This is a genomic window from Pseudomonas sp. ADAK7 (assembly GCF_012935675.1).
Lineage (GTDB): Bacteria > Pseudomonadota > Gammaproteobacteria > Pseudomonadales > Pseudomonadaceae > Aquipseudomonas.
Window position 1 is genome coordinate 6,999,467 of the sequence record NZ_CP052861.1, and the last position, 25,147, is coordinate 7,024,613.

19 protein-coding genes and 2 pseudogenes are annotated in these 25,147 nt (G+C 60.3%); 15 read left to right on the forward strand and 6 right to left on the reverse strand.

Going from position 1 to position 25,147, the window contains the following annotated elements; all coding sequences use genetic code 11:
* Nucleotides 1-14 precede the first annotated feature (14 nt).
* Together HKK53_RS31955 and HKK53_RS31960 are read left to right on the forward strand one after the other, a co-directional pair.
* Nucleotides 15-1,016: pseudogene (locus HKK53_RS31955) on the forward strand (chitinase); the annotation flags it as partial.
* 144 nt (nucleotides 1,017-1,160) lie between these two features.
* Nucleotides 1,161-1,754: an NUDIX domain-containing protein gene (locus HKK53_RS31960; RefSeq protein ID WP_169374058.1), complete on the forward strand. Its 594-nt coding sequence runs from the start codon at nucleotides 1,161-1,163 to the stop codon at nucleotides 1,752-1,754.
* A gap of 72 nt (nucleotides 1,755-1,826) precedes the next feature.
* Here the strand turns inward: HKK53_RS31960 and HKK53_RS31965 are convergent, their stop codons facing one another.
* Nucleotides 1,827-2,342, reverse strand: a complete 516-nt coding sequence (locus HKK53_RS31965) for a methylated-DNA--[protein]-cysteine S-methyltransferase (protein WP_169374059.1) — start codon at nucleotides 2,340-2,342, stop codon at nucleotides 1,827-1,829.
* Nucleotides 2,343-2,490: 148 nt separating this feature from the next.
* On the opposite strand from HKK53_RS31965, the gene ggt reads away from it, so the two are divergent.
* Nucleotides 2,491-4,218: a gamma-glutamyltransferase gene (gene ggt / locus HKK53_RS31970; RefSeq protein ID WP_169374060.1), complete on the forward strand. Its 1,728-nt coding sequence runs from the start codon at nucleotides 2,491-2,493 to the stop codon at nucleotides 4,216-4,218.
* A 207-nt stretch (nucleotides 4,219-4,425) separates the two neighbouring features.
* Here ggt and HKK53_RS31975 read toward each other — a convergent pair whose 3' ends face one another.
* On the reverse strand, nucleotides 4,426-8,583 hold the full coding sequence (locus HKK53_RS31975) for a beta strand repeat-containing protein (protein ID WP_169374061.1): 4,158 nt from the start codon (nucleotides 8,581-8,583) through the stop codon (nucleotides 4,426-4,428).
* A 483-nt stretch (nucleotides 8,584-9,066) separates the two neighbouring features.
* On the opposite strand from HKK53_RS31975, the gene HKK53_RS31980 reads away from it, so the two are divergent.
* Together HKK53_RS31980 and HKK53_RS31985 are read left to right on the forward strand one after the other, a co-directional pair.
* Nucleotides 9,067-9,600, forward strand: a complete 534-nt coding sequence (locus HKK53_RS31980; protein WP_169374062.1) for a cysteine hydrolase family protein — start codon at nucleotides 9,067-9,069, stop codon at nucleotides 9,598-9,600.
* 157 nt (nucleotides 9,601-9,757) lie between these two features.
* Nucleotides 9,758-10,777: a lysozyme inhibitor LprI family protein gene (locus HKK53_RS31985; protein ID WP_169374063.1), complete on the forward strand. Its 1,020-nt coding sequence runs from the start codon at nucleotides 9,758-9,760 to the stop codon at nucleotides 10,775-10,777.
* A gap of 342 nt (nucleotides 10,778-11,119) precedes the next feature.
* Here the strand turns inward: HKK53_RS31985 and HKK53_RS31990 are convergent, their stop codons facing one another.
* Nucleotides 11,120-11,761, reverse strand: a complete 642-nt coding sequence (locus HKK53_RS31990; RefSeq protein ID WP_169374064.1) for a TetR/AcrR family transcriptional regulator — start codon at nucleotides 11,759-11,761, stop codon at nucleotides 11,120-11,122.
* A gap of 245 nt (nucleotides 11,762-12,006) precedes the next feature.
* Between HKK53_RS31990 and HKK53_RS31995 the strand changes: the two genes are divergently transcribed.
* Both HKK53_RS31995 and HKK53_RS32000 read left to right on the forward strand, forming a co-directional pair.
* Entirely contained in the window at nucleotides 12,007-12,750 is a 744-nt protein-coding gene (locus HKK53_RS31995) for an SDR family oxidoreductase (RefSeq protein ID WP_169374065.1), read from the forward strand.
* Nucleotides 12,751-12,823: 73 nt separating this feature from the next.
* Nucleotides 12,824-13,219 carry a cupin domain-containing protein gene (locus HKK53_RS32000; protein ID WP_169374066.1) on the forward strand — a complete coding sequence of 132 codons (396 nt, stop codon included), beginning with the start codon at nucleotides 12,824-12,826 and terminating at the stop codon, nucleotides 13,217-13,219.
* A gap of 9 nt (nucleotides 13,220-13,228) precedes the next feature.
* Here the strand turns inward: HKK53_RS32000 and dapF are convergent, their stop codons facing one another.
* The 3 genes from dapF to HKK53_RS32015 all read right to left on the reverse strand — a co-directional run bounded on the left by dapF (nucleotide 13,229) and on the right by HKK53_RS32015 (nucleotide 16,280).
* On the reverse strand, nucleotides 13,229-14,047 hold the full coding sequence (gene dapF / locus HKK53_RS32005; RefSeq protein ID WP_169374067.1) for a diaminopimelate epimerase: 819 nt from the start codon (nucleotides 14,045-14,047) through the stop codon (nucleotides 13,229-13,231).
* A 146-nt stretch (nucleotides 14,048-14,193) separates the two neighbouring features.
* Nucleotides 14,194-15,657, reverse strand: coding sequence for an FAD-binding oxidoreductase (locus tag HKK53_RS32010; RefSeq protein WP_237150632.1), 1,464 nt, complete (start codon nucleotides 15,655-15,657; stop codon nucleotides 14,194-14,196).
* Entirely contained in the window at nucleotides 15,654-16,280 is a 627-nt protein-coding gene (locus tag HKK53_RS32015; protein ID WP_202027618.1) for a YebB family permuted papain-like enzyme, read from the reverse strand. Before HKK53_RS32015 ends, HKK53_RS32010 begins: the two co-directional genes overlap by 4 nt.
* Nucleotides 16,281-16,395: 115 nt before the next feature.
* On the opposite strand from HKK53_RS32015, the gene HKK53_RS32020 reads away from it, so the two are divergent.
* From HKK53_RS32020 to HKK53_RS32050, 8 genes and pseudogenes are all read left to right on the forward strand, one after another.
* Complete coding sequence (locus HKK53_RS32020; RefSeq protein WP_169374068.1) at nucleotides 16,396-17,130, forward strand: helix-turn-helix domain-containing protein; 735 nt, start codon at nucleotides 16,396-16,398, stop codon at nucleotides 17,128-17,130.
* A 3-nt stretch (nucleotides 17,131-17,133) separates the two neighbouring features.
* A complete protein-coding gene (locus tag HKK53_RS32025; RefSeq protein ID WP_169374069.1) occupies nucleotides 17,134-18,126 on the forward strand; it encodes a helix-turn-helix transcriptional regulator in 993 nt (330 codons plus the stop codon).
* Nucleotides 18,127-18,256: 130 nt separating this feature from the next.
* Entirely contained in the window at nucleotides 18,257-20,128 is a 1,872-nt protein-coding gene (locus tag HKK53_RS32030; RefSeq protein WP_169374070.1) for an amidohydrolase, read from the forward strand.
* Between the two features lie 290 nt (nucleotides 20,129-20,418).
* The gene (locus HKK53_RS32035) at nucleotides 20,419-21,816 is read left to right on the forward strand and encodes a purine-cytosine permease family protein (RefSeq protein ID WP_169374071.1); all 1,398 of its coding nucleotides are present in this window, start codon (nucleotides 20,419-20,421) and stop codon (nucleotides 21,814-21,816) included.
* Nucleotides 21,817-22,094: 278 nt separating this feature from the next.
* Complete coding sequence (locus tag HKK53_RS32040; protein ID WP_169374072.1) at nucleotides 22,095-22,553, forward strand: GNAT family N-acetyltransferase; 459 nt, start codon at nucleotides 22,095-22,097, stop codon at nucleotides 22,551-22,553.
* Between the two features lie 130 nt (nucleotides 22,554-22,683).
* Nucleotides 22,684-23,313, forward strand: coding sequence for a hypothetical protein (locus HKK53_RS32045; protein ID WP_169374073.1), 630 nt, complete (start codon nucleotides 22,684-22,686; stop codon nucleotides 23,311-23,313).
* A gap of 43 nt (nucleotides 23,314-23,356) precedes the next feature.
* Nucleotides 23,357-23,488: pseudogene (locus HKK53_RS32740) on the forward strand (diaminopimelate epimerase); the annotation flags it as partial.
* 193 nt (nucleotides 23,489-23,681) lie between these two features.
* The gene (locus tag HKK53_RS32050; RefSeq protein WP_169374074.1) at nucleotides 23,682-25,124 is read left to right on the forward strand and encodes a SulP family inorganic anion transporter; all 1,443 of its coding nucleotides are present in this window, start codon (nucleotides 23,682-23,684) and stop codon (nucleotides 25,122-25,124) included.
* The last annotated feature ends 23 nt before the right edge of the window (nucleotides 25,125-25,147 follow it).

Here is a 25,147-nt window from a genome sequence, read left to right on the forward strand (position 1 = left end):
TGAAGGAATAGAACATGTCAAAATTCGACTTCACGTTATTGAAATCCGTTGTCAGCGACGCCGCTTCGTTGATGCCGAGCATTGCCGGCAAAAAGATCCTCATGGGTTTCTGGCACAACTGGCCTGCCGGTCCGAGTGACGGTTACCAGCGTGGCCAGTTCGCCAACATCGCCCTGCAAGATGTGCCCAAGGATTACAACGTGGTGGCCGTGGCCTTCATGAAGGGCAACGGCATCCCGACCTTCAAGCCGTACAACTTGTCCGACACCGAGTTCCGCCGCCAAGTTGGCGTGCTCAACAGTCAGGGCCGGGCGGTGCTGATTTCCCTCGGTGGCGCCGACGCGCACATCGAGCTGCACAAAGGCAACGAACAGCCGCTGGCCAACGAAATCATCCGTCTGGTGGAAACCTACGGTTTTGATGGGCTGGACATCGATCTTGAACAGAGCGCGATTGATTTTGCCGACAACAAGACCGTCCTGCCCGCCGCGCTAAAACTGGTCAAGGACCACTACGCCGGAGAAGGCAAGCACTTCATCATCAGCATGGCCCCGGAGTTTCCCTACCTGACCACCGCCGGCAAATACGTCGGTTACATTCAGGCGCTGGAAGGCTATTACGACTTCATCGCCCCGCAGTACTACAACCAGGGCGGCGACGGGATCTGGGTACAGGAAGCCAATAATGGCAACGGCGCCTGGATTGCGCAGAACAATGACGCGATGAAAGAGGACTTCCTGTTTTACCTGACCGAAAGTCTGGTGAGCGGTACTCGCGGCTTTACCAAAATCCCGGCGGACAAATTCGTCATCGGCCTGCCCGCCAACGTCGACGCGGCAGCCACCGGTTACGTGATCAATCCGGCGGCAGTGGTGAACGCCTTCAAGCGTCTCGACGCCAAAGGGCTGTCGATCAAGGGCCTGATGACCTGGTCGGTGAACTGGGACAATGGTGTCAACAAGGACCACGTCCCGTACAACTGGGAGTTCAGCCGTCGCTATGGGCCGTTGATCAACGGCAAGCGACTCGCCTCCCACGAGGATGAGCTCGCGGCGCCTGAAGCCGCCAACCAGCGGTAAAAAGAAGCCCGGCAGAGATGCCGGGCTTTTTGGTTTTCGTCTACCATGCGCCTCCACTCACGAAAAAATGGATGCGTTGTGATGGCGAATACAGCCGAACGGGTCAACATCATCGAATCTCAGGTGCTGTCGGACAACTGGTATCTGCTCAAGAAAATCACCTTCGACTATCAGCGCAATAACGGCGAATGGCAGCGTCAGAATCGCGAGGTCTATGACCGTGGCAATGGCGCGGCGATCCTGTTGTTCAACCGCGAAAAGAGAACCGTGGTGCTGACGCGTCAGTTTCGGTTGCCGGTGTTCGTCAACGGTCACGATGGCTTGCTGATCGAAGTGGCGGCGGGGCTGCTTGAAGGCGCCGACCCCGAAGAACGCATCCGCGCGGAAGCCGAAGAAGAAACCGGCTATCGCGTGCACCATGTGCAAAAAGTCTTCGAGTCGTACATGAGCCCCGGCTCGGTCACCGAAAAACTGCACTTCTTCATCGCCGAATATGACGCGGCGTCGAAAGTCAGCGATGGCGGCGGGCTGGAGGAAGAAACCGAAGAGCTCGAAGTGCTGGAGTGGAAGTTTGATGAGTCACTTGAGGCGTTTTATCGTGGGGAAATCTGCGACGCGAAAACCATCATGCTGCTGCAGTATGCGGCGATGAAAAACATTTTCGCCCCGGTTTGAACGACGGCCAACCCGTGTAGCAGCTGTCGAGCACCGCGAGGCAGCTGCTACACGGCTACCGTTTTAGTGCTGTCAGAACAGCTCACCCGTGCGGCTGGCCCCGGACCACTCGCAACCTTCCAGCGTCAGCAACCGCTCCTTCGCCTCAAGTCCCCCGGCAAACCCCGTCAATTTCCCCGAAGCGCCAATCACCCGATGGCACGGCGCCACAATCGAAATCGGGTTCTTGCCATTCGCCGCACCCACCGCGCGAACCGCACTGGGATTGCCGATCTGCTGGGCGATCTCGCTGTAGCTGCGGGTTTCGCCAAACGGAATGGTCAGCAGCGCCTGCCAGACTTTTTTCTGAAACTGCGTGCCGGCGAAATCCAGCTCAAGATCGAACTGATTGCGCGTGCCGGCAAAGTATTCCTGCAATTGTTCAACAGTGCGCAACAGGATCGGATTGTCCGCCGCCTCAGTCATCGGCCCGAGGCGCACGCGGTTCGGTTTGTCATTTTCCCAGAGGATGGCCGCCAGTCTTGAACCGTTCGCGACCAGCTTCAACTCGCCGACCGGGGAGGCCATGGTGGTGAAGGTATAACTCATGCCGGCGAACTCCGAAAACAGCTGAACAGAGGGCCAGCATACTGCCTGATCAGGGAGGCGCAATACGCAATCCCAGCCATACTGGCTACTGCTCTTGAAGCGTTCCCTCTGTTATTGCAGAGCCTAAAAACAACAAAGAGACCGAATCATGAAGTTCGAACCTTTTGCCAGAACCCTGATGGCGACCTCATTGGCGCTCAGCTGCCTCAGTGCTTACGCCGCCTCCGTGGCGCCGGTTGCTGCCGAAAACGGCATGGTAGTCACGGCCCAGCACTTGGCCACGCATGTGGGCGTGGATGAATTGAAGAACGGCGGTAACGCCGTGGATGCCGCGGTCGCGGTGGCCTATGCACTGGCGGTGGTTTATCCCGCGGCGGGCAACCTGGGCGGCGGTGGTTTCATGACCATTCAACTGGCGGACGGGCGCAAGACCTTCCTTGATTTCCGCGAAAAAGCGCCATTGGCCGCAACGGCGAACATGTACCTGGACAAGGACGGTAACGTCGTCCCGGACCTGAGCACCCGTGGTCACCTGGCCGTCGGCGTGCCGGGCACGGTGTCCGGCATGGAACTGGCCCTGAGCAAATACGGCACCAAGCCGCGCAAGGAAGTGATCGCCCCGGCGATCAAGTTCGCCGAAGAAGGCTTCGTCCTGGAGCAGGGCGACGTCGATCTGCTGGAAACCGCCACCGACGTGTTCAAGAAGGACATGCGCGACTCCGGCTCGATTTTCCTGAGCAATGGCGAGCCAATGCAGGTCGGGCAGAAACTGATACAAAAGGACCTGGGCAAAACCCTGCGGGAAATTTCCGAGAAGGGCGCCGATGGGTTCTATAAAGGTTGGGTAGCCGACGCCATCGTCACTTCCAGCCAGGCCAACAAAGGCATCATCACCCAGGCCGACCTCGACAAGTACAAGACCCGCGAACTGGCCCCGGTGGAGTGCGATTATCGCGGCTACCACGTGGTCTCGGCGCCACCGCCAAGCTCTGGCGGGGTGGTGATCTGCGAGATCATGAACATCCTCGACGGCTATCCGATGAAGGACTTGGGTTATCACTCGGCCCAGGGCATGCATTACCAGATTGAAGCGATGCGTCACGCCTATGTGGACCGCAACAGCTACCTCGGCGACCCGGATTTCGTGAAGAATCCGATCGCTCACCTGCTGGACAAGAACTACGCCACCAAACTGCGCGCCGCGATCCAGCCGCAGAAGGCCGGTGTGTCTCGGGAAATCAAACCCGGCGTAGCGCCGCATGAGGGCAGCAACACCACGCATTTCTCCATCGTCGATAAATGGGGCAACGCGGTGTCGATGACCTACACCCTCAACGACTGGTTCGGCGCCGGCGTCATGGCGAGCAAGACCGGGGTGATCCTCAACGACGAAATGGACGACTTCACCTCGAAAATCGGCGTGCCAAACATGTACGGCCTGGTGCAAGGGGAAGCCAACGCCATCGCACCCGGCAAGGCACCACTGTCGTCCATGAGCCCGACCATCGTCACCAAGGACGGCAAAGTGGTGATGGTGGTCGGGACGCCGGGCGGTAGCCGCATCATTACCGCCACGTTGCTGACCATCCTCAACGTGATCGACTATGGCATGAACATCCAGGAAGCCGTGGACGCGCCGCGTTTCCACCAGCAATGGTTGCCGGAAGAGACCAACCTGGAGACCTTCACCACCAGCCCGGACACGGTGAAGCTGCTCGAAAGCTGGGGGCATAAATTTGCCGGGCCGCAGGACGCCAACCATGTGGCGGCAATCCTGGTCGGCGCGCCTTCGCTGGGCGGCAAACCGGTGGGCAAAAACCGCTACTACGGCGCGAACGATCCACGCCGCAATACCGGTTTGTCGCTGGGCTACTAAGTCGCAAACGCCACCCTCAATCTGAGGGTGGCGCTTGTAGCAGCTGTCGAGCAACGCGAGGCAGCGTTCGGCGGCGAAGCCGTCGTAAATCCTGCGCACGCGGTTTTCCTGATACACCGCAGTGCATGGTTTGACGACGGCTTCGCGGCCGAACGCAGCCTCGCGTTGCTCGGCAGCTGCTACAACGGTGCAATGACGGTTAGAGGGTTACTCATCGGGTTTGGTGACGATGTTGTCCGCTTCATCCACCTGATAAGGCACATGTGCCTCGACGCCATCCTTGCCGGTACGCGCCACGACATTCTTGTAGCGCTTGCCGTTCCAGCAGCGAAAAATCAGCGTCGCGTTCTCGCCGCCGGTCAGGGTTGAACCCAGGCTGCCAATCAGTTTGCTGCGCGCACCGCCCACCAGAATGCTGTTCTTGCCCGCCGTCAACACGCTCTTATCGCCGCCCATCAACGTGCAGTCATCCCCCGCCGTCAACTTGCTGCGATCACCCGCCGTGAGGTGGCTGTTGCTGCCCGCCAATAGCTTGCTGCGGTCGCCGGCGATTTGCGTGCTGTCCTTGCCGGCGATCAATTTGCTGCGATCGCCTGCGGTCTGGATGCTCCCGGCACCGGCAATGAGCGTGCTGCGATAACCGGCGGTTTGTGAGCTGTCCTTGCCGGCGATCAACATGCTTTTGTGTCCGGCGATTTGCGTGCTGCCGGGACCGGCGATCAGGGAGCTTTGATGACTGGCGATCTGGTTGCTGCCGTATCCGGCGGTCAACGTGCTTTCGTAACCGGCGGTTTGCGAGCTGCCATAACCAGCCGTCAATACACTGCGCAAGCCGCTGATCAACGTGCTGCCGTATCCCGCCGTGAGAAAGCTGCGGATGCCGGAGGTCAAGCTGCTGCCGTAGCCGGCGATCAACGAACTGTCCTGGCCCGCGGTTTCGGTGCTGCCATAACCGGCAGTGAGGGTGCTGTTGTGCTGAGCGGTGAGGGTACTGCCGTAACCCGCTGTCAACGTGCTGTCGTACCCGGCGGTTTGCGTGCTGCCGTAGCCGGCGATCAGCGAACTTTCATAGCCGGCGGTTTCGGTGCTGCCATAGCCGGCGGTAAGGGAGCTGTTGTCCTGGGCCGTGAGGGTGCTGCCGTAACCGGCCGTCAGGGTGCTTTCGTAGCCAGCCGTTTGCGTGCTGCCATAACCGGCGATCAGCGAGCTGTCGCTGCCGGCGGTTTCGGTACTGCCGTAACCGGCGGTGAGCGCGCTGCTTTCCCGGGCGGTCAGCGTGCTGCCGTAACCTGCGGTCAGGGTGCTTTTGAAACCGGCGGTTTCGGTGCTGCCGTAGCCGGCGGTGAGCGAGCTGTGTTCCTGGGCGGTGAGGGTGCTGCCGTAGCCCGCCGTCAGTGTGCTGTCGTGACCGGCGGTTTGCGTGCTGCCGTAGCCGGCGATCAGCGAACTTTCATGCCCGGCAGTTTCCGTGGTGCCATAACCCGCCGTGAGGGAGCTGCCGTCCTGAGCAGTGAGAGTGCTGCCGTAACCCGCAGTCAACGTACTGTCGTACCCGGCGGTTTGCGTGCTGCCATAACCGGCGATCAATGAACTGTCGCCGCCGGCGGTTTCGGTGCTGCCGTAGCCGGCGGTGAGTGAACTGCTTTCCTGGGCGGTGAGGGTGCTGCCATAACCGGCGGTCAGGCTGCTTTCGTAGCCGGCGGTCTGGGTCGTGCCGTAACCGGCGATCAACGAGCTACCGTACCCGGCGGTGCCGGTGCTGCCATAGCCCGCCGTGAGTGAGCTGCTTTCCTGCGCGGTCTGGGTGCTGCCGTAGCCCGCGGTCAACGTGCTTTCGTAACCAGCGGTTTGCGTGCTGCCATAACCGGCGATCAATGAACTGTCGTGACCCGCGGTGGCGGTGCTGCCATAGCCGGCGGTGAGTGAACTGCTTTCCTGAGCGGTTTGCGTGCTGCCATAACCCGCCGTCAGCGTGCTGTCGTGCCCGGCGGTCTGGGTACTGCCGTAACCGGCGATCAGCGAGCTTTCCGACCCAGCCGTGGCGGTGCTGCCGTAGCCAGCCGTCAGCGTGCTGTCCTGGCCCGCTGTTTGCGTGCTGCCATAACCGGCGATCAAGGAGCTTTCCGCTCCGGCGGTTTCCGTGCTGCCATAACCAGCCGTCAATACACTGCGCAAGCCGCTGATCAGCGTGCTGCCGTATCCCGCCGTGAGAAAGCTGCGGATGCCGGAGGTCAAGCTGCTGCCGTAGCCGGCGATCAACGAACTGTCCTGGCCCGCGGTTTCGGTGCTGCCATAACCGGCAGTGAGGGTGCTGTTGTGCTGAGCGGTGAGGGTACTGCCGTAACCCGCTGTCAACGTGCTGTCGTACCCGGCGGTTTGCGTGCTGCCGTAACCGGCGATCAGCGAACTTTCGTAGCCGGCGGTTTCGGTGCTGCCATAGCCGGCGGTAAGGGAGCTGTTGTCCTGGGCCGTGAGGGTGCTGCCGTAACCGGCCGTCAGGGTGCTTTCGTAGCCAGCCGTTTGCGTGCTGCCATAACCGGCGATCAGCGAGCTGTCGCTGCCGGCGGTTTCGGTACTGCCGTAACCGGCGGTGAGCGCGCTGCTTTCCCGGGCGGTCAGCGTGCTGCCGTAACCTGCGGTCAGGGTGCTTTTGAAACCGGCGGTTTCGGTGCTGCCATAGCCGGCGGTGAGCGAGCTGTGTTCCCGGGCGGTGAGGGTGCTGCCGTAGCCCGCCGTCAGTGTGCTGTCGTGACCGGCGGTTTGCGTGCTGCCGTAGCCGGCGATCAGCGAACTTTCATGCCCGGCAGTTTCCGTGGTGCCATAACCCGCCGTGAGGGAACTGCCGTCCTGAGCAGTGAGGGTGCTGCCGTAACCCGCAGTCAATGTACTGTCGTACCCGGCGGTTTGCGTGCTGCCATAACCGGCGATCAGCGAACTGTCGCCGCCGGCGGTTTCGGTGCTGCCGTAGCCGGCGGTGAGTGAACTGCTTTCCTGGGCGGTGAGGGTGCTGCCATAGCCGGCGGTCAGGCTGCTTTCGTAGCCGGCGGTCTGGGTCGTGCCGTAACCGGCGATCAACGAGCTACCGTACCCGGCGGTGCCGGTGCTGCCATAGCCCGCCGTAAGAGAGCTGCTTTCCTGCGCGGTCTGGGTGCTGCCGTAGCCCGCGGTCAACGTGCTTTCGTAACCAGCGGTTTGCGTGCTGCCATAACCGGCGATCAATGAACTGTCGTGACCCGCGGTGGCGGTGCTGCCATAGCCGGCGGTGAGTGAACTGCTTTCCTGAGCGGTCTGCGTGGTGCCATAACCCGCCGTCAGCGTGCTGTCGTGCCCGGCGGTCTGGGTACTGCCGTAACCGGCGATCAGCGAGCTTTCCGACCCAGCCGTGGCGGTGCTGCCGTAGCCAGCCGTCAGCGTGCTGTCCTGGCCCGCTGTTTGCGTGCTGCCATAACCGGCGATCAAGGAGCTTTCCGCGCCGGCGGTTTCAGTGCTGCCATAGCCCGCCGTGAGCGCGCTGCCATCCTTGGCGGTCTGCGTACTGCCGTAACCTGCGGTCAGTGAGCTGTCGCGTCCTGCCGTTGCCGTGCTGCCATAACCGGCGGTGAGGGTGCTGTCGTCCTGGGCGGTTTGCGTGCTGCCGTAATCGGCGGTCAGGGTGCTTTTCTGGCCGGCGATCTGGGTACTGCCATACCCGGCGATCAGCGCGCTGTCGTTGCCGGCCATTTCCGTGCTGCCATAGCCTGCGGTCAACGAACTGCTGTCGGCGGCGGTCAAGGTGCTGCCGTAGCCGGCAATCAACGAACTCTGGCCGCCCGCCGTTTCAGTGCTGCCATAACCGGCCAGCAGATAACTTTGATGGCCACCGGTCAGCGTGCTGCCGTAAACAGCCGTTTCGAACTTTTGCGAAGCGTCGACTTTAGCGCCGATACCGGAAGGGCTGTATCCCTGCGCTCGGCGACTTTCGAATTCGCGGTTTAATGGTTTATTGGATGATTCCAGTATTATTTCAGTTGCAGTGGTGTTGGCAGTTTCATAGTTGTCGATGTTTTTTAAGAGATAATCGATTGCACTTTCCTGAGTGCCGGTGTGAACAACTTCCGCTTCCGGGAACTTGATCATGCCGTCTTCTTCAAGTTTGATGATGTGCGCCGCGTCAACTTCGCACACAATCCATCTGGCATCGGCTCGCAGACTTAGCTGAGTAGAAGAACCCTCGCCCCACAACAGCCCAACCAGGCCGTTCTCGAGCTTTTTGCTGGGCTGCCAGTGCTTGCACACCACGGGCCCGGCTTCAGGCCAGACCTGGCCAGCGTGGTCCGACATGTCATTGGCACACGTGCGCAAGACCAGGACTTTGTTGTCATTCATATCAAGTGTACTCAATGGATATAACAGCATCAGCGGGAATCAGGAGTGTAAGTGTCCATCCCGTTCAATAAAGAACGATCAGTTGATTACTCACAGTCACTGGCTGAAATCCATTGATAGCCAGCGGCAAAGCCGCAGCCCTGTTATTAAACAGGTCACAGTCCTGGCGAAACTTCTCGATATCGATGATTCACCCTAAAGCAAACTATCCATATTGCCTACTCTTATTGTGGTGTTATTGAAATGATATTGCTCGTTACAATGGAATAACAAATTACTGTCATGTTTAATGTGGTTTAATGCTTTTTTAATTCAGATTAGCGGCGGTGGGGAAGCGCTCCCGCGCGTAGAAAAACGTTGGTACGAAGCAGTTCTATCAAGCAGCGATTTGCGGCATTATCGACTGCGCGCGATCCTCATTCGGCCCTCAGGGACCCGGTTGCGTCCCCCTTAATCTGATGGATTACTTTAAGGCTCCCTGCCATGACCACCGCACTGCTGATCATCGACGTCCAACACGCCCTGTGCACCGGCGAGTACGAATGCTTCGACATCAAACGCGTCATCGAGAACATCAATAGCCTGAGTACCAAGGCCAGGGAAGCCAACCTCCCGGTGGTCCTTATCCAGCACGAAGAAAAGGGCGACCTGCTGCAACACGGCTCCAAGGGTTGGCAGTTGGCCGCCAGCCTGGAGACTGCCCCGCAAGACCTGCGCGTGCGCAAAACCACCCGGGATTCGTTTTACCAGACCCACCTGCAAGCCTTGCTGCAAGACCAGGGCACTGATCGGTTGATCATCTGCGGCCTGCAAACCGACTATTGCGTCAACGCCACCGTGCGCCAGGCCCTGAAGCTGGGCTATGACGTGGTACTCGCCAGCGACGCGCATTCCACCGTCGACAACGGCAACCTCGCCGCCGAAGACATCATCGCCGAGCACAACGCCGACCTCGCGCACTTGACCGGCCCCGTGGCGCGGATCGACGTTTTGCCGACCGCCGAAATCCGTCTCTGAAACCACCCAAACCGGTGGTCGGGGGGCTTGCCTGTGGCGAGGAGGCTTGCCCCCGTCGGGCTGCGCAGCAGCTCCACCCAATTCCCGCCAATCCACAAAAAGCTTGATCCACAGGCCCCGCGCCTACCGACACCCGCCTGAAGAACGGAATCTACCCATGCCTCGTTTCACCACCCTTGGCGCCGCGCTACTGGCACCTCTCGCGTTCTCCACCGTCACCCATGCCAGCAGTTTCGATTGCGCCAACGCAACCAGCCCCAGCGAAAAAACCATTTGCGCCGACGCTTACACCTCCAACCTGGATAAAAAACTGGGCGAACTGTGGAGCGTCACGCTTGCGAAAGTCGCTGATCCCAAAGCGCTGAAGACCGACCAGCGCCAGTGGCTGAAGCAGCGCAATCAGTGCGCCGATAACCTTTCTTGCCTGCGGCACAAGTATCGAATGCGCATCACCGAACTTGGCCACATGGCCACGCCGTTTTCGTGGGACGCCACTTGGCAGATGATTCCGTGGGGCGTAGAGACCGGTGGCGAGTTGAAGACCCGGCGTAAAGATTCGACCCACGTCACGTTCGAAGTCTTGGCTGCAAACGGCGCCAACATGGGCAACCTGGATGGCATCGCCACCCTCAAAGGCACGACCGCGCATTACGCCGAGGGCGATTGTGCGCTGACCTTCATCGCCATGAACGGCGTGCTGGATGTCAGTCAGGAGGGCAGTGACTCGGATTGCGGCGCCGGGATGGGCGTGTTTTATGCCGGACGATACGTGGCATCGGAACAGTCTTTGGCGCTGGAAAACGATTTGCTCAGCGTCGGACTAGTGCGCACTCAACAGGAAGACGACGCGCTGCGCACATTGCTCAAGGACGACTACCAACGGTTGGTCGAGAGCAGCAGTTCGCGGACCCTGGGCGAGGCGTCCAGCGATGTTCCGGGCGCCGAAGTCGATGAAATGTGGGTACGCGGGCTCGGCGGTATCAACGCTTCAATTTTCATGCACACCACAGACTCGCGCTTCTGGCTGGTGTTGATAGTGAGCGATTCGAAGGGCAATCTTCGCGCCCGTTACTACACCAACGTGGCAGGCTGGAAAGGGCGCCTGCCCGAAACACTCAAGCGTTGGTATGACAAACGAGCGGCGGCCGGGTCCTTGCCGCTGGACCAGATGCCCTAGCGAGGGGCGTACTGCTGGATAGCTGCCAGACCCTGTAGGAGCAAAGCTTGCTCGCGAAAGCGGCGTGTCAGTCGACATCATCGTCATTGACACACCGCCTTCGCGGGCAAGCCTCGCTCCTACATTTGTATTGCGTCGTCCACAAAATTGGCAGCCAACACCAATTCCTGTAGGAGCAAAGCTTGCTCGCGAAGGCGGCGTGTCAGTCGACATCTTCGCTATTGACACACCGCCTTCGCGGGCAAGTCTCGCTCCTACGGTTAAGGCGTGGTGTCTGACACACCGCGTTATCGTTCTTCGCGGGCAAGCCTCGCGCCTGCATTGCGCAGCCGCCCCCCCAAATCACGTCGCAAACATCAACCCCCCAATCGCCCCAATCCGCTCCGGCACCACGCCCCCCAACACCAACCGGGTAATCGTCGCCGCCGCATTCCGATAATCCCCATCCTCCGGCACCTGGCGCCCGGTGATATGCGCCATCTGCCAGCCCAGGTTGGTATAGGTGCGCGTCGCCGACCAGATAAACAGCATCAAATGCTCCGGATCCACCGGCGCCAACAGTCCGCGCTCAATCCAGCTGCGCAGGCATTCGACATTGCGCTGTGCCTCGGCATACAACAAATCCCGACACTCCTCGGGTAACTGCCGTCCGCCGAGCAACAACTCGCCACTGAACACCTTGGCAATGTGCGGATGCTCCCGCGCAATGCGTATCCGCGCCGCGATGTAGGCCTGCAAACCCTCCACCGGATCATCGCTCTCGCGCAACACCGCCGAGGCCTCCAGCAGCGGCTCGACAAACCCGAGCAGCACTTTGGCGTAGAGGTTTTCCTTGGTCTGGAAGTAGTAATACAGATTCGCCTTCGGCACCCCCGCGCGCGCGGCGATGTCCCGGGTCTGGGTAGCGTCGAAACCCCTGGCGGCAAACTCTTCGCTGGCGGCGGCCAGGATCAGGTGCTGATTGCGTTGGCGAATGCTGGTCATCGGGAGTGAACGAGGGAGAAGGGCATGGAGGACGTCTTGGGAAGTCGGTTTCGTAATATATAAAACTATACAGCGAATGAGCCAGAGGCGATTCGTCCGATTACACGGCAAGGAGATGCCGAGCCACAGGGCATTCCGCGATCCGTGTCCTAAACTGAATCTGGCTTCGGCCCTGGCTTGATAGTCGCTGATCACCCGCCGACAGCTGCACCCTGCGGTGCACCGTACAACCTGGAGGCATTCCCATGAAAATTGTCGTCATTGGCGGAACGGGCCTGATAGGCACCCAGCTCTGCAATAACCTGCGCCAGCGCGGGCACGACGTACTGGCCGGCTCACCCAGCACCGGCCTCAATGCCCTGACCGGCGAAGGCCTCGAAGCGGCGCTGACCGGTGCCGACGTGGTGGTCGACGTCGCCAACTCGCCGTCATTTGAAGACGCCGCCGTGCTGGAGTTCTTCGAGACTTCCGGGCGCAACCTGTTCGCCGCCGAGAAAGCCGCCGGGGTCAAACACCATGTCGCCTTGTCCGTCGTCGGCACGGAAATGATGCTCGACAGCGGCTACTTCCGCGCCAAAATGGCCCAGGAAAAACTGATCAAGGCCTCGGGCGTTCCCTACTCGATCCTGCGGGCCACGCAATTCTTCGAATTCATCGGCGCCATCGCCCAATCCGGCAACGAAGGCAACACCACCCGATTGCCCGCCGCCGACCTGCAACCGATCGCCTCGGCCGACGTCGCGGCGACCCTGGCCAACATCGCCGAACAACCGCCCACCCGCCAGACAGAGGAAGTGGCCGGCCCTGAACGGCTGCCAATCGCCTCATTCGTCAAAACCTGGTTGAAACACAACGACGACCCACGCGAGGTGATCGCGGACGCCGAGGCCACCTATTTTGGTGCGGTCATCGACGACGAGTCACTGACCCCCGGCGTCGATCCGATCATTGGCGCGACACGCTTCGATGCCTGGCTGAAAAACACCTAGCGGGAAAGGCGGGTGGCGATTCCTTGCAACGGATCGCCCCCACGCTTTAGCCAACTCCGATGAGGAACGCCCCATGAACCTGCATCCTCTCTTCGCCTTACTGCCGCTGTTGTGCACCGGACTGGCAATGGCCGCTCCCGCGTCACCGGTGGTCCAACCCGTGATGGAACAGGCGCTTGCCGACTACCCCGGAAAAGAAGTGCTGATGATCACCGTGGAATACCCGCCAGGCGGCGCCGATCCGGTGCATCGGCACGACGCGCATGGCTTCATCTATGTGCTCGAAGGCTCCATCGTCATGGGCGTGAAGGGTGGCAAAGAGGTGACGCTGATGCCGGGGCAGAGTTTTCATGAAGGGCCTGAAGACGTGCATACGGTGGGGCGCAATGCGAGTCAGGACAAGCCGGCGAAGTTTTTGGTGTTTTTGTTGAAGGAGAAGGGGAAGCCAGCGGTGATTCCGGTTGATTGAACAGCGCAGCTAAAGCGCCTGTAAAAATCGATCCGTCAGTGTTCCCGAGAAACTCGTCTCTACCGGTCCAATGAGAAAAACAGCCCCCACGCCATCCCATTGAACCGTAACGGTCCCGCCATCACATTCAACCTCGACGCAGTTGTCCAGCAAGCCCCGGCGAATGCCGTTGACCGCCGCGCCACACGAGCAGGAGCCCGAGCCGAGCGGGATGCCACCGCCGCGCTCCCAGATGCGCAGCCGAATGTGCGTGCGGTCGATGACCTGGACGAAATGTACATTCGTTTTCAGTGGAAATAGAGCGTCGGTTTCAATGGTCGGTCCGATGGCCGCTATATCAACGGCTGTCAGGTCGTCCACAAAATAAGTGCAGTGCGGATTTCCCATGCTGCACGCTGCCGGGTCGCCAGCCAGTGGCAACACAGCCGTGTCCACTTCCTGCGCCAGTGGAATAGCCGACCAGCCGAAAAGCGGTTCTCCCATGGCGACAGAAATGGCACCCGTTGAGGTGCGTTCGCACGTGAGCAGTCCACGGTTGGTTCGCAATACTATCGAGGTCGTATTTGATTCGCGCATCAGCCTATCCGCCGCCCCTCGTGTTGCGCTGCCACAGGCATCCAGCGTGGAGCCATCGGCATTCCAGAACATCAAGCGCGCGGCGGCATCATCGCAATCGAGTATGACCGCGAGTTGATTGAACCCCACTCCACGGTGCCGATCGCCCATTCGCCGTGCCAGGGCACTGGTTATTGAGAGGGGCGAATTTCGCGAGTCGACAATCACGAAGTCATCACCATTGGCGTGCATTTTGTGGAAGCTCAGTGGCATGAAGAGTCCTTGGCGACGAGACAGAGGGTGAATTGACGACTAACGGCGATCTAGCCCCATTGGCATGACTTTTTCAATCGGTACTTCTCCTGCGCCCAAATACAGGCAATGACGATTTGATGGGCAAGTTCAGTCGCCGCTGGCGGTTAATCGGATGACCCCGCGTAGTACTTGTCCCAGAGTTTGTTGCGGAATCGATTGCCCGGATCGAAGTGCGCCTTGAGCGCAAACAGGCGTGGTGCATGGGGATAGGCCCGTGAGAATTGCGCTCGCGTTGCATGCAACTGGTAGGGCAAATAGTAGGTTCCCCCAAACGAGAGTGCGGCGTCGATAAGCTCGCGTGTCCACACGCCGACTGCCTCGCGGTCGGCTGTGCGAACGTGTTGCCAGTAATAGAGTACGAGCGAAAACACTTCTTCACGCGCCCAGGACAAACACGAATCGGGGGCGGCCGGCGCATGCCGGATGGAGATGTTGACGGCGTCAACGTGGTGCGCCTGCAGGATGGCTGCCATTTGCTTGATGAACCCGTTGAGTTGGGCGACCGGTACGAAATACTCCTGCAAGGCGTAGGTGCTGTTGCGGGTTGCGAGCGGCCCGAGGGAGGCGACGTCTGCGCTGGCTTCGTAGTTACGCCGTACAACCGGGTGGCTGCGGTAGCGCAACGGATCGATGACATCCTTGCGAATCACCGGTCCGCCAGGCAGCTTGGCCACGCTCCACATGACCGTCTGGTCAAATTTGTAGGATTGCCCTGGCGCGACCAGCCTGTCCGCGACGGTCAGCGTTTTGTCCGTGGTGCACCAGGTAACGGCGGTGGCCCGGTCGAAATAGGGCGGGGCCAAGTCGGCGTTGTGCAGGATGGCCTGCTCGTTGCCGCGGATCTGGTGATTGAAAAAATCCGGGTAATCGGCCACCGGCAGGTGCTGCACCTGACGTTCCATCGTGACGTTGGACACCAGGTCCAGCTCGACCTCGGTAATGATCCCCAGCGCGCCATAGCCACCGATGGCCGCGTGGAACACGTCGGCATTTTCAGTGCGGGACGCTTCGACTAACGAACCGTCGGCGAGCACCAGTTGCAGGGCACGTACCGAGTTGATCACCGGGCCGGCACCGACATAGCGCCCATGAGCATTGACCGACAGCGCACCGCCCACGGTGAAGTTGGCGTAGCTCTGCATGATTTTTACCGAGAGGTCGTGCGGGTCGATCACCGACTGCAGGTCGCGCCACCGTATCCCGGACTGCACGCGTATGACCCTGCTCTCAGGCGAGTAACGGATGACCTGATTGAACTGACGCATATCCAGGTGCAGGCTGTCTTCGGTGGCGATCTGTCCGCCCATGCTGTAGCGGCCACCGCCGATACTGACCGGGCCTGTCCACAGGGCGAGCGACTGCCGGATTTCGTCTGTGGTACGCGGGGCGAACAGGCGGTTGACCCAAATCGGGTTGAGTCCTGTCACGTCGTTGACCAGGACACCAGAAGGCGCCGCCCATAACGATCCGGGTGACAGCACACCGACCGCAATCCCGGCCATGCCCGCCTGCAGCAGTTTGCGCCGAGTGATAGGACAAGGGGAGTGCGCTCGTGTGTTGTCGATCATGCTGCGCTGGCGCCGTGTGAATCGTAAACGACACGTACCTTCGGACTTTGCAACAGGCTCGCGGGTGTGACGGTCCGCCGTTGCCATGGAATCCGGCCGAAATACCAGAGTCGCCAGAAGGCCAGATTCGGATCGGCGTTATGGCGCAGCAGCGTTTCGAAGGTTTCCACTTCACCGAGCTGAATGTTCGTTGCTTCGTCGATGACTTCACGGACGAAGCGGGAACAGAACTGGCGTCGCGAGCTCATGTTGAAACCGGTGTCGTAGAACGTGCCCATCCGGCGACTGGCAGCAGCCACCAGCATCGCGCGCTGTTGATCGTCGAGAGGGAGGGGCAGCCTCGCGACGGCGCAGCGCCCGTTGTCGGATCGTGCCAGGAAGCGTGTCAGTGACGTCGTTCGCGCCAATGGAAACGTGCTCTCGGCAATCAATGGATCATCGCCGCCGTCGTCGACCACCACGCCGACGTGGTTAGTCCACGAATTCGTGGCGTTGGCCACTTCCAGGAAAGGTCGCGCGGTGACACGGATGAACACCAGGTCTCCGACAAGCAAATTACCTTCCGGTGGCCTGCCTGGCGTCGTACCTGCGTCCGCCGCCAATATCCCTTTTCTGATGCTCATGCTGCTCTCCAGGTTCTTCCGAGCGCTCAGCATGGGAGGGTGGTTGCATATTTCGCAACGTGTTCGTTTGTATTTCGCTAATCTGACACCTTTGGTGTCGGATTCCAGTACTTTCATGACGCAGATCACCCAACTCATCGTGACGATCAAGCAGCGCCTCAAGTCCGCCGGGATGACCTATCGCGACGTCGCTCAAGCGCTTGAGTTGTCGGAGCCCAGCGTGAAGCGCCTGCTGGCGAGCGGGCGTCTGACGGTCGAGCGCCTTGCCCAGCTCTGTGATTTGCTCGACCTGACGATGGCAGAGTTGCTCCAGGAGGCCGAGTCGTCGGCGCCGCGCCTGAAAATGCTCAAGCGAGAACAGGAAGCGCAACTCGTCTCCAACGAGAAGTTGTTGCTGGTGGCCGTCTGTGCCCTGAATCATTGGTCGCTGGAAGAAATGGTTTCTGCCTACCATCTGTCGAAAGCCGAGTGCATCAAGAATCTGCTGGTACTGGAGCGGATGGGCTTGGCCAATCTCAAACCGGGCAACCGGATCAGGCTGCTCGTCGCGCGAGATTTTGACTGGTTGCCGGGCGGTCCGATCCGACAATTCTTTCTGCAGCAGGGATTGCCTGATTTCATGGGCAGCCGGTTCGATATACCTGACGAGACCCTGGACTTCGCCCATGGCATGCTGACGAAGTCTGCCTACGCCCAATTGCAGGTTGAAATGCACAAGTTGCGCAGCAAACTGGCCGTGCTTCACAACGAATCGCTGACCGCCCCTTTGTCCGAGAAGCGCGGAACTGCACTCTTACTGGCCATGCGTGTATGGGAACCCCAGGCTTTCAGAAAACTTAAGCGGATCTAGCTGATGACTTCGATGACCACACTCAACGCCTTCAACCGCTGCATCCTCCACCTCGGCCGCCTGGCCCGGGATTGCGGCGACTCGCAATTCATTGAAGACGGCCTGCACGCCTTCAGCGAACTGGTGCCGTTCGCGTCCTCCTGGTGGGGCGAGATGTCGGGGTCGGACGCCGATGCGCCACCCCAAAGCTGGATGCACGGGCGTATCAATCTGCCGGAATCGTTCGCGGCCGAATGGCACACCTGTGCGGACATCGACAGGTTTTCCAACGACACCCTGAGCCAACTCGGCGCGGTGGTGCGTGAAAGCGGCTATACCGACCCGAGTGAAGAGGTGAACGACTTCGCCCGACGTCACGACCTCTATCACCCGATGTGCATCACCTTCGAATTGCCCGAGAGCGGCTTGCTGTTTTTCGTCTGCGTGTACCGTGGCGCTGATGCGCTGGGGTTCAGCGACGATGAGGCCGAGTTGTTTTCTGCGTTTTGCGATCACCTGTTGCAACTGTGGCGATTCCAGGTGCAGGACATGATTCGCTTCGACACCGGCAGCGGCGCGACCGACTTTGGCATCGCCCGACTCGATGGCAGCCTGCTGTATGTCGGCGCCAGCCTGTGCGCCGCCATTCAGCGTGAGTTGCCGGGGTGGAGCGGCTCAACGCTGCCCTTTGAAGTGATCGCGCAACTGGCCAAAGCGCCGTGCGTGATCCGTTTCGGTCGTTGCACGCTGACGCTGAGCCCTAACGCCGAGCATGTGATTCTGTCCCTCGAAACACAATCGCGCGGGGCGGTGCTGGCGCCTCGCGAGCGCACGGCCGCGATGCTGTTTGCCGCCGGCCATTCCTATAAAGAGATCGCCAAAACCCTGGGGCTAAGCCCGGCCACTGTGCGCACGTATCTGCGCAACTGCTACTTGCAGCTCGGCGTGAAGAGCAAGGTGGAGCTGGGTTCGGTCCTGCGTTCGCCGTCCCACGACACCCGTCGTACCTCCCACTAATTGCCTGACCCCTCCTCATTTGCGGAGGTCCGGATTTCGACGGCGCGCTATAGGGTAGGCCCTGCCTGCCACGGGCTGGCGCGCCAGTCTGTCCGGGCACTTCAAAAACTATAAGAACAGAGGTGGGTCAGTGAAATTTTCCGGGCTATTTATCGCGGTGGCCGCGACCACGGCATTGGCGGGTGTGGGATTGGTGGGGTGTCAGACCCAGGGTTCGAGCGGCGCCGACATGGTGCTGCGCAACGGCTATGTCTACACCGTCGATGGCAAGAATTCGGTGCAGCAGGCGATTGCTGTCACGGGCGGCAAGATTGTGTATGTCGGCAGCGATGAAGGTGTTACTTCCTACATCGGTCAGCAGACACAGCTGATTGATCTGGCCGGGCGCATGCTGATGCCGGGCTTCATCGACGCGCACATGCATCCGGGGGACGGCGGCCGCGCCATGACCTTGTGCGATTTGAAATACCAAACCATGACGCGCAAGGTGTTCCAGGAAACCATCCAGGCATGCCTGGATGCCGACAAGGACAAGGGCCCGGATGTGTGGCTCGAAGTCGGCAGTTGGGATCGCATGGGCATGGACGGCCTCGACGGCGATCCGGACAAATCGACCCTGGACGCACTGAAGACCAAACGTCCGATTCAGGTCCGCTCGACAGACTTCCACACCGTGCTGACCAACTCCCGCGGCCTGGAAGTCGCCGGCATCACCAGGCAAACCCCCAACCCCAGCGACGGCAAATACGTGCGCGACAGCGCCGGCAACCCGAACGGCATCTGCGAGGACGGCGCCGCCGACACCATGGCCGCCGTGGTCCCGCCCGCCACCGATGCCGAGAAACTGACCCAGACCCGCGCCGCGCTCGACGCCATGCGCCAGCAAGGCATCACCAGTTTCTTCGACGCCATGTCGGGGCCCGAGATGGGTAAAGCGTTCACGACCTTGCAGCAGTCGGGTGAACTGACCGCCCGGGCCTTGCTGGCGATCAAGCTCGACCCGGCCGCCGCGGCCGCAGACCCGGCGAAAACCATCGCCGACGCGAAAATCCTGGCCAACACCTACGACCAGGGCGAAACCAACGTCGCGCCGGGCGTGAGCATGCGCCACGTCAAAGTATTCATGGACGGCATCATCAACGCGCCGGCCGACACGGGCGCGATGTTGACGCCGTATTTACATAACACAGGCACCGAGAAGGCGCCCAAATGGACGCCGGGCAAGAATCTCGGCGAACTGTATTTCCCACCGCAAGTGCTCAATCCGTTGCTGCTCAAGGCCGTTGAGGCTGGCCTCGATCCGCACCTTCACGCCACTGGCGACCGCGCGGTGCGCGATTCGCTGAACGGCATCGAATACGTACGCCATCAACTGCCGGGCAACGCGTTTCGCCCGACCATTACCCACAACGAAGAAGTGGACCCGGCGGACTATCCGCGTTTCAAGGCGCTCGACGTGACGGCCAACATGTCGTTCCAGTGGGCCCAACAAGCGCCGTCCACGATTGATGGCACCAGCGATCACCTCGGCGCCGCGCGGTTCGCCCGCATGGAACCGTCGGGCAGCATTGCCCGGGCGGGCGGTCGTGTGGCCTATGGCAGCGACTGGCCGGTTGATCCGCTCGACGAGTTTCTCGCGCTGAAAGTCGGTGTCACCCGCTCGGGCGATCCGCAGAACCCGCACAGTTACGGCCCCAAGTACGCGGGCAGGTTGAATGATGATCCGGCGCTGTCCCGCGAGGAAGTGCTGCGCACCATCACCCTGAACGCCGCCGAGCAGTTGAAGCTGGACGCGGTGGTCGGCTCGGTCGAGGTCGGCAAGTTTGCGGACCTGATCGTGCTGGACAAAAACTTCATGCAAGTGTCCGAGGCTGAGCTGGCGCGCAATAACGTGCTGTTGACGATGGTTGGCGGCAAGGTTGTGTGGGCCAAGGCGCCGTTTGTTGGCGTTGATCGGCAGCCGATTTCCGTCACCGCTTTGAGCGCTGGACAACAACAATAAAAACACCACCCGCCATTAATACCGATCAATGAAGCGTCATGCGAACCGTGGCAGCAGCCGAACGCATCGCGCTATGTAGCGGACGAACGCATCGCTCTATGTAGCAGCTGGCGAAGCCTGCGTTCGACTGCGAAGCAGTCGTAAAACCAGAGCGCGCGGTACATCAGACAAACCGCGTTAACTGAACTGACGACTGCTTCGCAGCCGAACGCAGGCTACGCCAGCTGCTACATCGGACGCGGCTTCGCTTGCTCGGTATTGGCGTCTACTTTTCTGAAGAGCACACCGCAATGACTCAACAACGAAGTCCGTTTATCGAGACCCGTTCGATCGATTTCATCCCCGAGGCCGAGCGTCATGGCAGCCTCTACAGCCAGTTCACGTTGTGGCTCGGCGCAAACCTGCAAATCACCGCCATCGTCACCGGCGCGCTGGCGGTGGTGCTGGGCGGTGATGTGTTCTGGTCGCTCATCGGCTTGCTGATCGGCCAGTTGCTCGGCGGCGCCGTCGTCGCCCTGCATGCCGCCCAAGGCCCGAAGCTGGGGTTGCCGCAAATGATCTCCAGCCGGGTGCAATTCGGCGTCTATGGGGCGGCGATTCCGATTGTGCTGGTGTGCCTGATGTACCTCGGGTTCAGCGCCACGGGGGCGGTGCTGTCGGGGCAGGCGATTGCGCAGTTGGTCCATGTCAGCGACAGCGCCGGCATCCTGATTTTCGCCGCGTGCATCGCGTTTCTGACGATCTTCGGCTATCGGGTGATTCACTGGGTGGGCCGGGTGGCGAGCGTGTTGGGCATCATCGCCTTCGTCTACCTGTTTACCCGGTTGATGACCCTCAACGACATTGGTCTGTTGCTGGAAAACCGTCACTTCGGCTGGAGCACTTTTCTGCTGGCGGTGTCGCTCTCGGCGTCCTGGCAGATTGCGTTCGGGCCTTATGTGGCTGACTACTCGCGCTATCTACCGAGCAAGACCTCATCGTGGAAAACCTTCGCCGCTGTCGGCCTCGGCACGGTCTTGGGCGCGCAGGCTTCCATGGTATTGGGGGTGTTTGCGGCGGCGTTGGCGGGTGCGAACTTCCGGGGGCATGAAGTGGCGACCATCGTCGGTTTTGGCAGTACCGGGCTGATAGCGTCGCTGCTGTACCTGAGCGTGGTGTTCGGCAAGGTCACGGTGTCGACGCTCAACGCCTATGGCAGTTTCATGTGCGTCGCGACGATTATCAGTGGTTTCCGCAGCCGCCTCGAGATCACCGCCCGCCAGCGCATGGTGTTTGTGCTGCTGATCGTCGCGGCCTCCACCACCTTGGCGCTGTTGGGGCAGTACTCGTTCTTGAATTCGTTCAAATACTTCATCCTGTTCCTGCTGACGTTCTTCACACCGTGGAGCGCGATCAACCTGGTGGATTACTACTTCATCAACAAGGAGCGTTATGACATCCCGGCGCTGTCCGATCCGGCGGGGCGTTATGGGCGCTGGAACGGGCGGGGGATTAGCGTGTATGTCGTGGGTGTGTTGATCCAGTTGCCGTTTGTGGACACGCACTTCTACTCCGGGCCGATGGTTGCGCAGCTCGGTGGCGTGGATATTTCGTGGATTGTCGGGTTGGTGGTGCCGGGGGTGCTTTATTACGGGTTGGCGAGGACGTCGGCGTTGGTGGTGAACTCGGAGCAGCGATCGAAGGCTTGATGGAAGCGAATCTGGAGTAAGCGCTTACACTCGTAGCTGGATGTTTGCGCTTTCTCGGAATCAAGCCAAACACACTCCCTGTTGTAGCAGCTGGCGAAGCCTGCGTTCGGCTGCGAAGCAGTCGTCATACCTGGACGCGAGGTCTTCCTGATGCACCGCGCTGACCGATATTACGACTGCTGCGCAGCCGAACGCAGGCTTCGCCAGCTGCTACAGATCGCGTTATGGCTTAACTTCGCGTTTGATGTTTTTTCAACCCGTACGGAGACGATCACCCCATGGCCATCCACGCCCAACGCGCCGACGCCAGCCACCTCGACCCAGTTGCCCGACTCTTCGACGCCTATCGCAGTTTCTACGGCCAGCCTTCGAACCTGCAACAGTCCCGAGACTTCATCGCCGAGCGCATCGCCCTGGATGAATCCGCGATCTTTCTCGCCTTGGACGATGATGGCGCTGCTCTGGGTTTCGTCCAGCTCTATCCGACGTTTTCCTCCATCGACGCTCACCGAACCTGGCTGCTCAGCGATCTCTTCACCGCACCGGCTGCTCGCGGCCGTGGGGTCGGGAGGTTGCTGATGAACACCGCCCGCACTTTTGCGCTGTCGACAGGCGCAAAGGGGTTGGTGCTGGAAACGGCCACGGATAACTTCGGCGCGCAGCGGTTGTATGAGTCGTTGGGATATGTGCGGGACACGGGGTATTACACTTATATGCTGGATTTGAAGCAGGGTTGATAGCGTAAGCCTGTCAGTTTTAGTGAGCCAGGCAAACTTCCCGTTAACGCGTAGCCCTCGGGAGAATCCTTAGGCAGAATGCGAGCCCTACTATCACCTCGAAAAAATGGATTTTATGAGACGAGCATTTTTGCTGCTGCCCCTTTTTCTGTCACTTTCGGGCTGTGAAAAAATCGCCAATGCTCCAGGCGAAAACCCGGGAAATACCACCTCATCGCCAGCGACTCCGACCGTACAAGCGCCAGTCCCGGCTGAGAAGTTTGTCTATAAGTTTGAAATCAACACAGGCTCACCCGAACAAGCGCTCAATACATGGTGGCGCTATCTTGGTGCCATGGCCGCTGTCGCGGACGCTAACTGCGAAAAAATCATCAAAGAACGCTCAGACGAATTTGATGTGAGCAGAGTTGCGACGGGAGAAGTGGTGCAGTCCTTCAAAAGTCGTGGGCGACTGTGCACGAAGACCGTTTATAAACGAGAGATAATCGAGATAAGGCAGGAGACTGAGACACGGGCTATCGCGACTGTCAAAGTCACCAACGTGACGCCATCGTCTGTGAGCCACACTGAAGAGGATGAGGAAGTCCGAAATAAGGGTGTACAACTCAGATACCTCGTCGAAAAGACTCTCAATGACTGGAAGGTATCGCAGGTCTACCAGTATGGCGTTTCCAATACGCTGATCGGTAAGGACGAATGGGCAGCCCAGTACGGCCCCTACCCTGAAAGCTATCCAATCTACGTTTTGGACGATCAGTAAGTCTTGACCGGCGCAGGTTGGTCGGATTTAACGGAATTCGTCGGGCTTGTTAGACAATCGCGTCGAGGTTGAATGTGATGGCGGAACCGTAACGGCTCGGTGGGATAGAGCGGGACCTGTCTTTCTCATCGGACAGGTAGAGGTCGTTTTTTCAGGAGCAATCACGGACAACTGATTGCAGGTTTCATCGCAGCCATGTCCGTGACAACCGGTACTGCGGGCTCAAGCAATCCAGCAAGAGACCTTCGTCGGGTCTATCGGTCACCTTCAACCACTGGCCCAACCCCCCTCATTTCCGTAACATCCCCACCCCTCATTCCCCGCAACTCCCGCGGCCAACCCCACCGGCCCGCATTTTCAGGTAAGCCATGAAACCACAACGCCTACGCGCCGATGCCCTGGCCGGGCTCACGACATCCTTCGCGTTGCTGCCCGAGTGCATCGCCTTCGCACTGGTCGCGCATCTCAATCCACTGATGGGCCTCTACGGCGCGTTCATCATTTGCACATTGACCGCGCTGTTCGGCGGGAGGCCGGGCATGGTGTCCGGTGCTGCCGGGTCGATGGCGGTGGTGATCGTGGCGTTGGTGGTGCAGCACGGCGTGCAGTATTTGCTGGCGACGGTGCTGTTGGGTGGGTTGATCATGATGGCGTTCGGGCTGTTGCGGCTGGGCAAACTGGTGCGCATGGTGCCGCACCCGGTGATGCTCGGTTTCGTGAATGGTCTGGCGATCATCATTGCGTTAGCGCAACTGGAGCATTTCAAGAGCGGCGACACCTGGCTCAGCGGCACGCCGCTTTACGTGATGAGCGGGCTGGTGGCGCTGACCATGGCCATCGTCTACCTGCTGCCGCGCCTGACCCGCGCCGTGCCGCCCGCCTTGGTGGCGATCCTCGGCGTTGGGTTGGCGGTGTACTTGCTCGGCCTGCCGACCCGCACACTGGGCGACATGGCGCACATCGCCGGCGGCTTGCCGACGTTGGCGTTGCCGGACATTCCGTGGAACCTGGACACTCTGCGCATCGTCGCGCCCTACGCGATTTTGATGGCGCTGGTCGGCCTGCTGGAAACCCTGCTGACCCTGAACCTCACCGATGAAATCACCGAAAGCCGCGGCTACCCGGATCGCGAGTGCGTGGCGCTGGGCGCGGCGAATATGGTGTCGGGTGCGTTCGGTGGCATGGGCGGCTGCGCGATGATCGGCCAGACCGTGATCAACCTCAGCTCCGGCGGGCGTGGTCGGCTCTCTGGGGGGATCGCCGGGGTGATGATTCTGCTGTTCGTGCTGTTTCTGTCGCCGCTGATCGAGCGTATTCCGCTGGCCGCGCTGGTGGGGGTGATGTTCGTGGTGTCGCAGCAGACCTTCGCCTGGGCCTCGCTGCGGGTGATCAACAAAGTGCCGCTCAACGATGTGCTGGTGATCATTGCCGTGACCACCATCACCGTGTTCACCGACCTCGCCACCGCGGTGCTCTGCGGCATCATCATTGCCGCGCTCAACTTCGCCTGGCAGCAGGCCCGCGAGCTGTACGCCGATACCTACCTGGAAACCGACGGCAGCAAACTCTACCGCCTGCACGGCACCTTGTTTTTCGCCTCAACCGCGCCGTTTCTCAATCAGTTTGATCCCGCTAACGATCCCGCCCTAGTGACGCTTGATTGCCGCCACCTGAGCTTCGTCGACTACTCGGCCATCGCTGCGCTGAAGACCCTGCGCGAACGCTACGACAAGGCCGGCAAGCATCTGCGGGTGTTTCACTTGTCGGAGCGCTGCAAGCAAATGCTCAAGCGGGCGGGCGGGGATTACTGATCACCGAGACGATCGAGCACAGC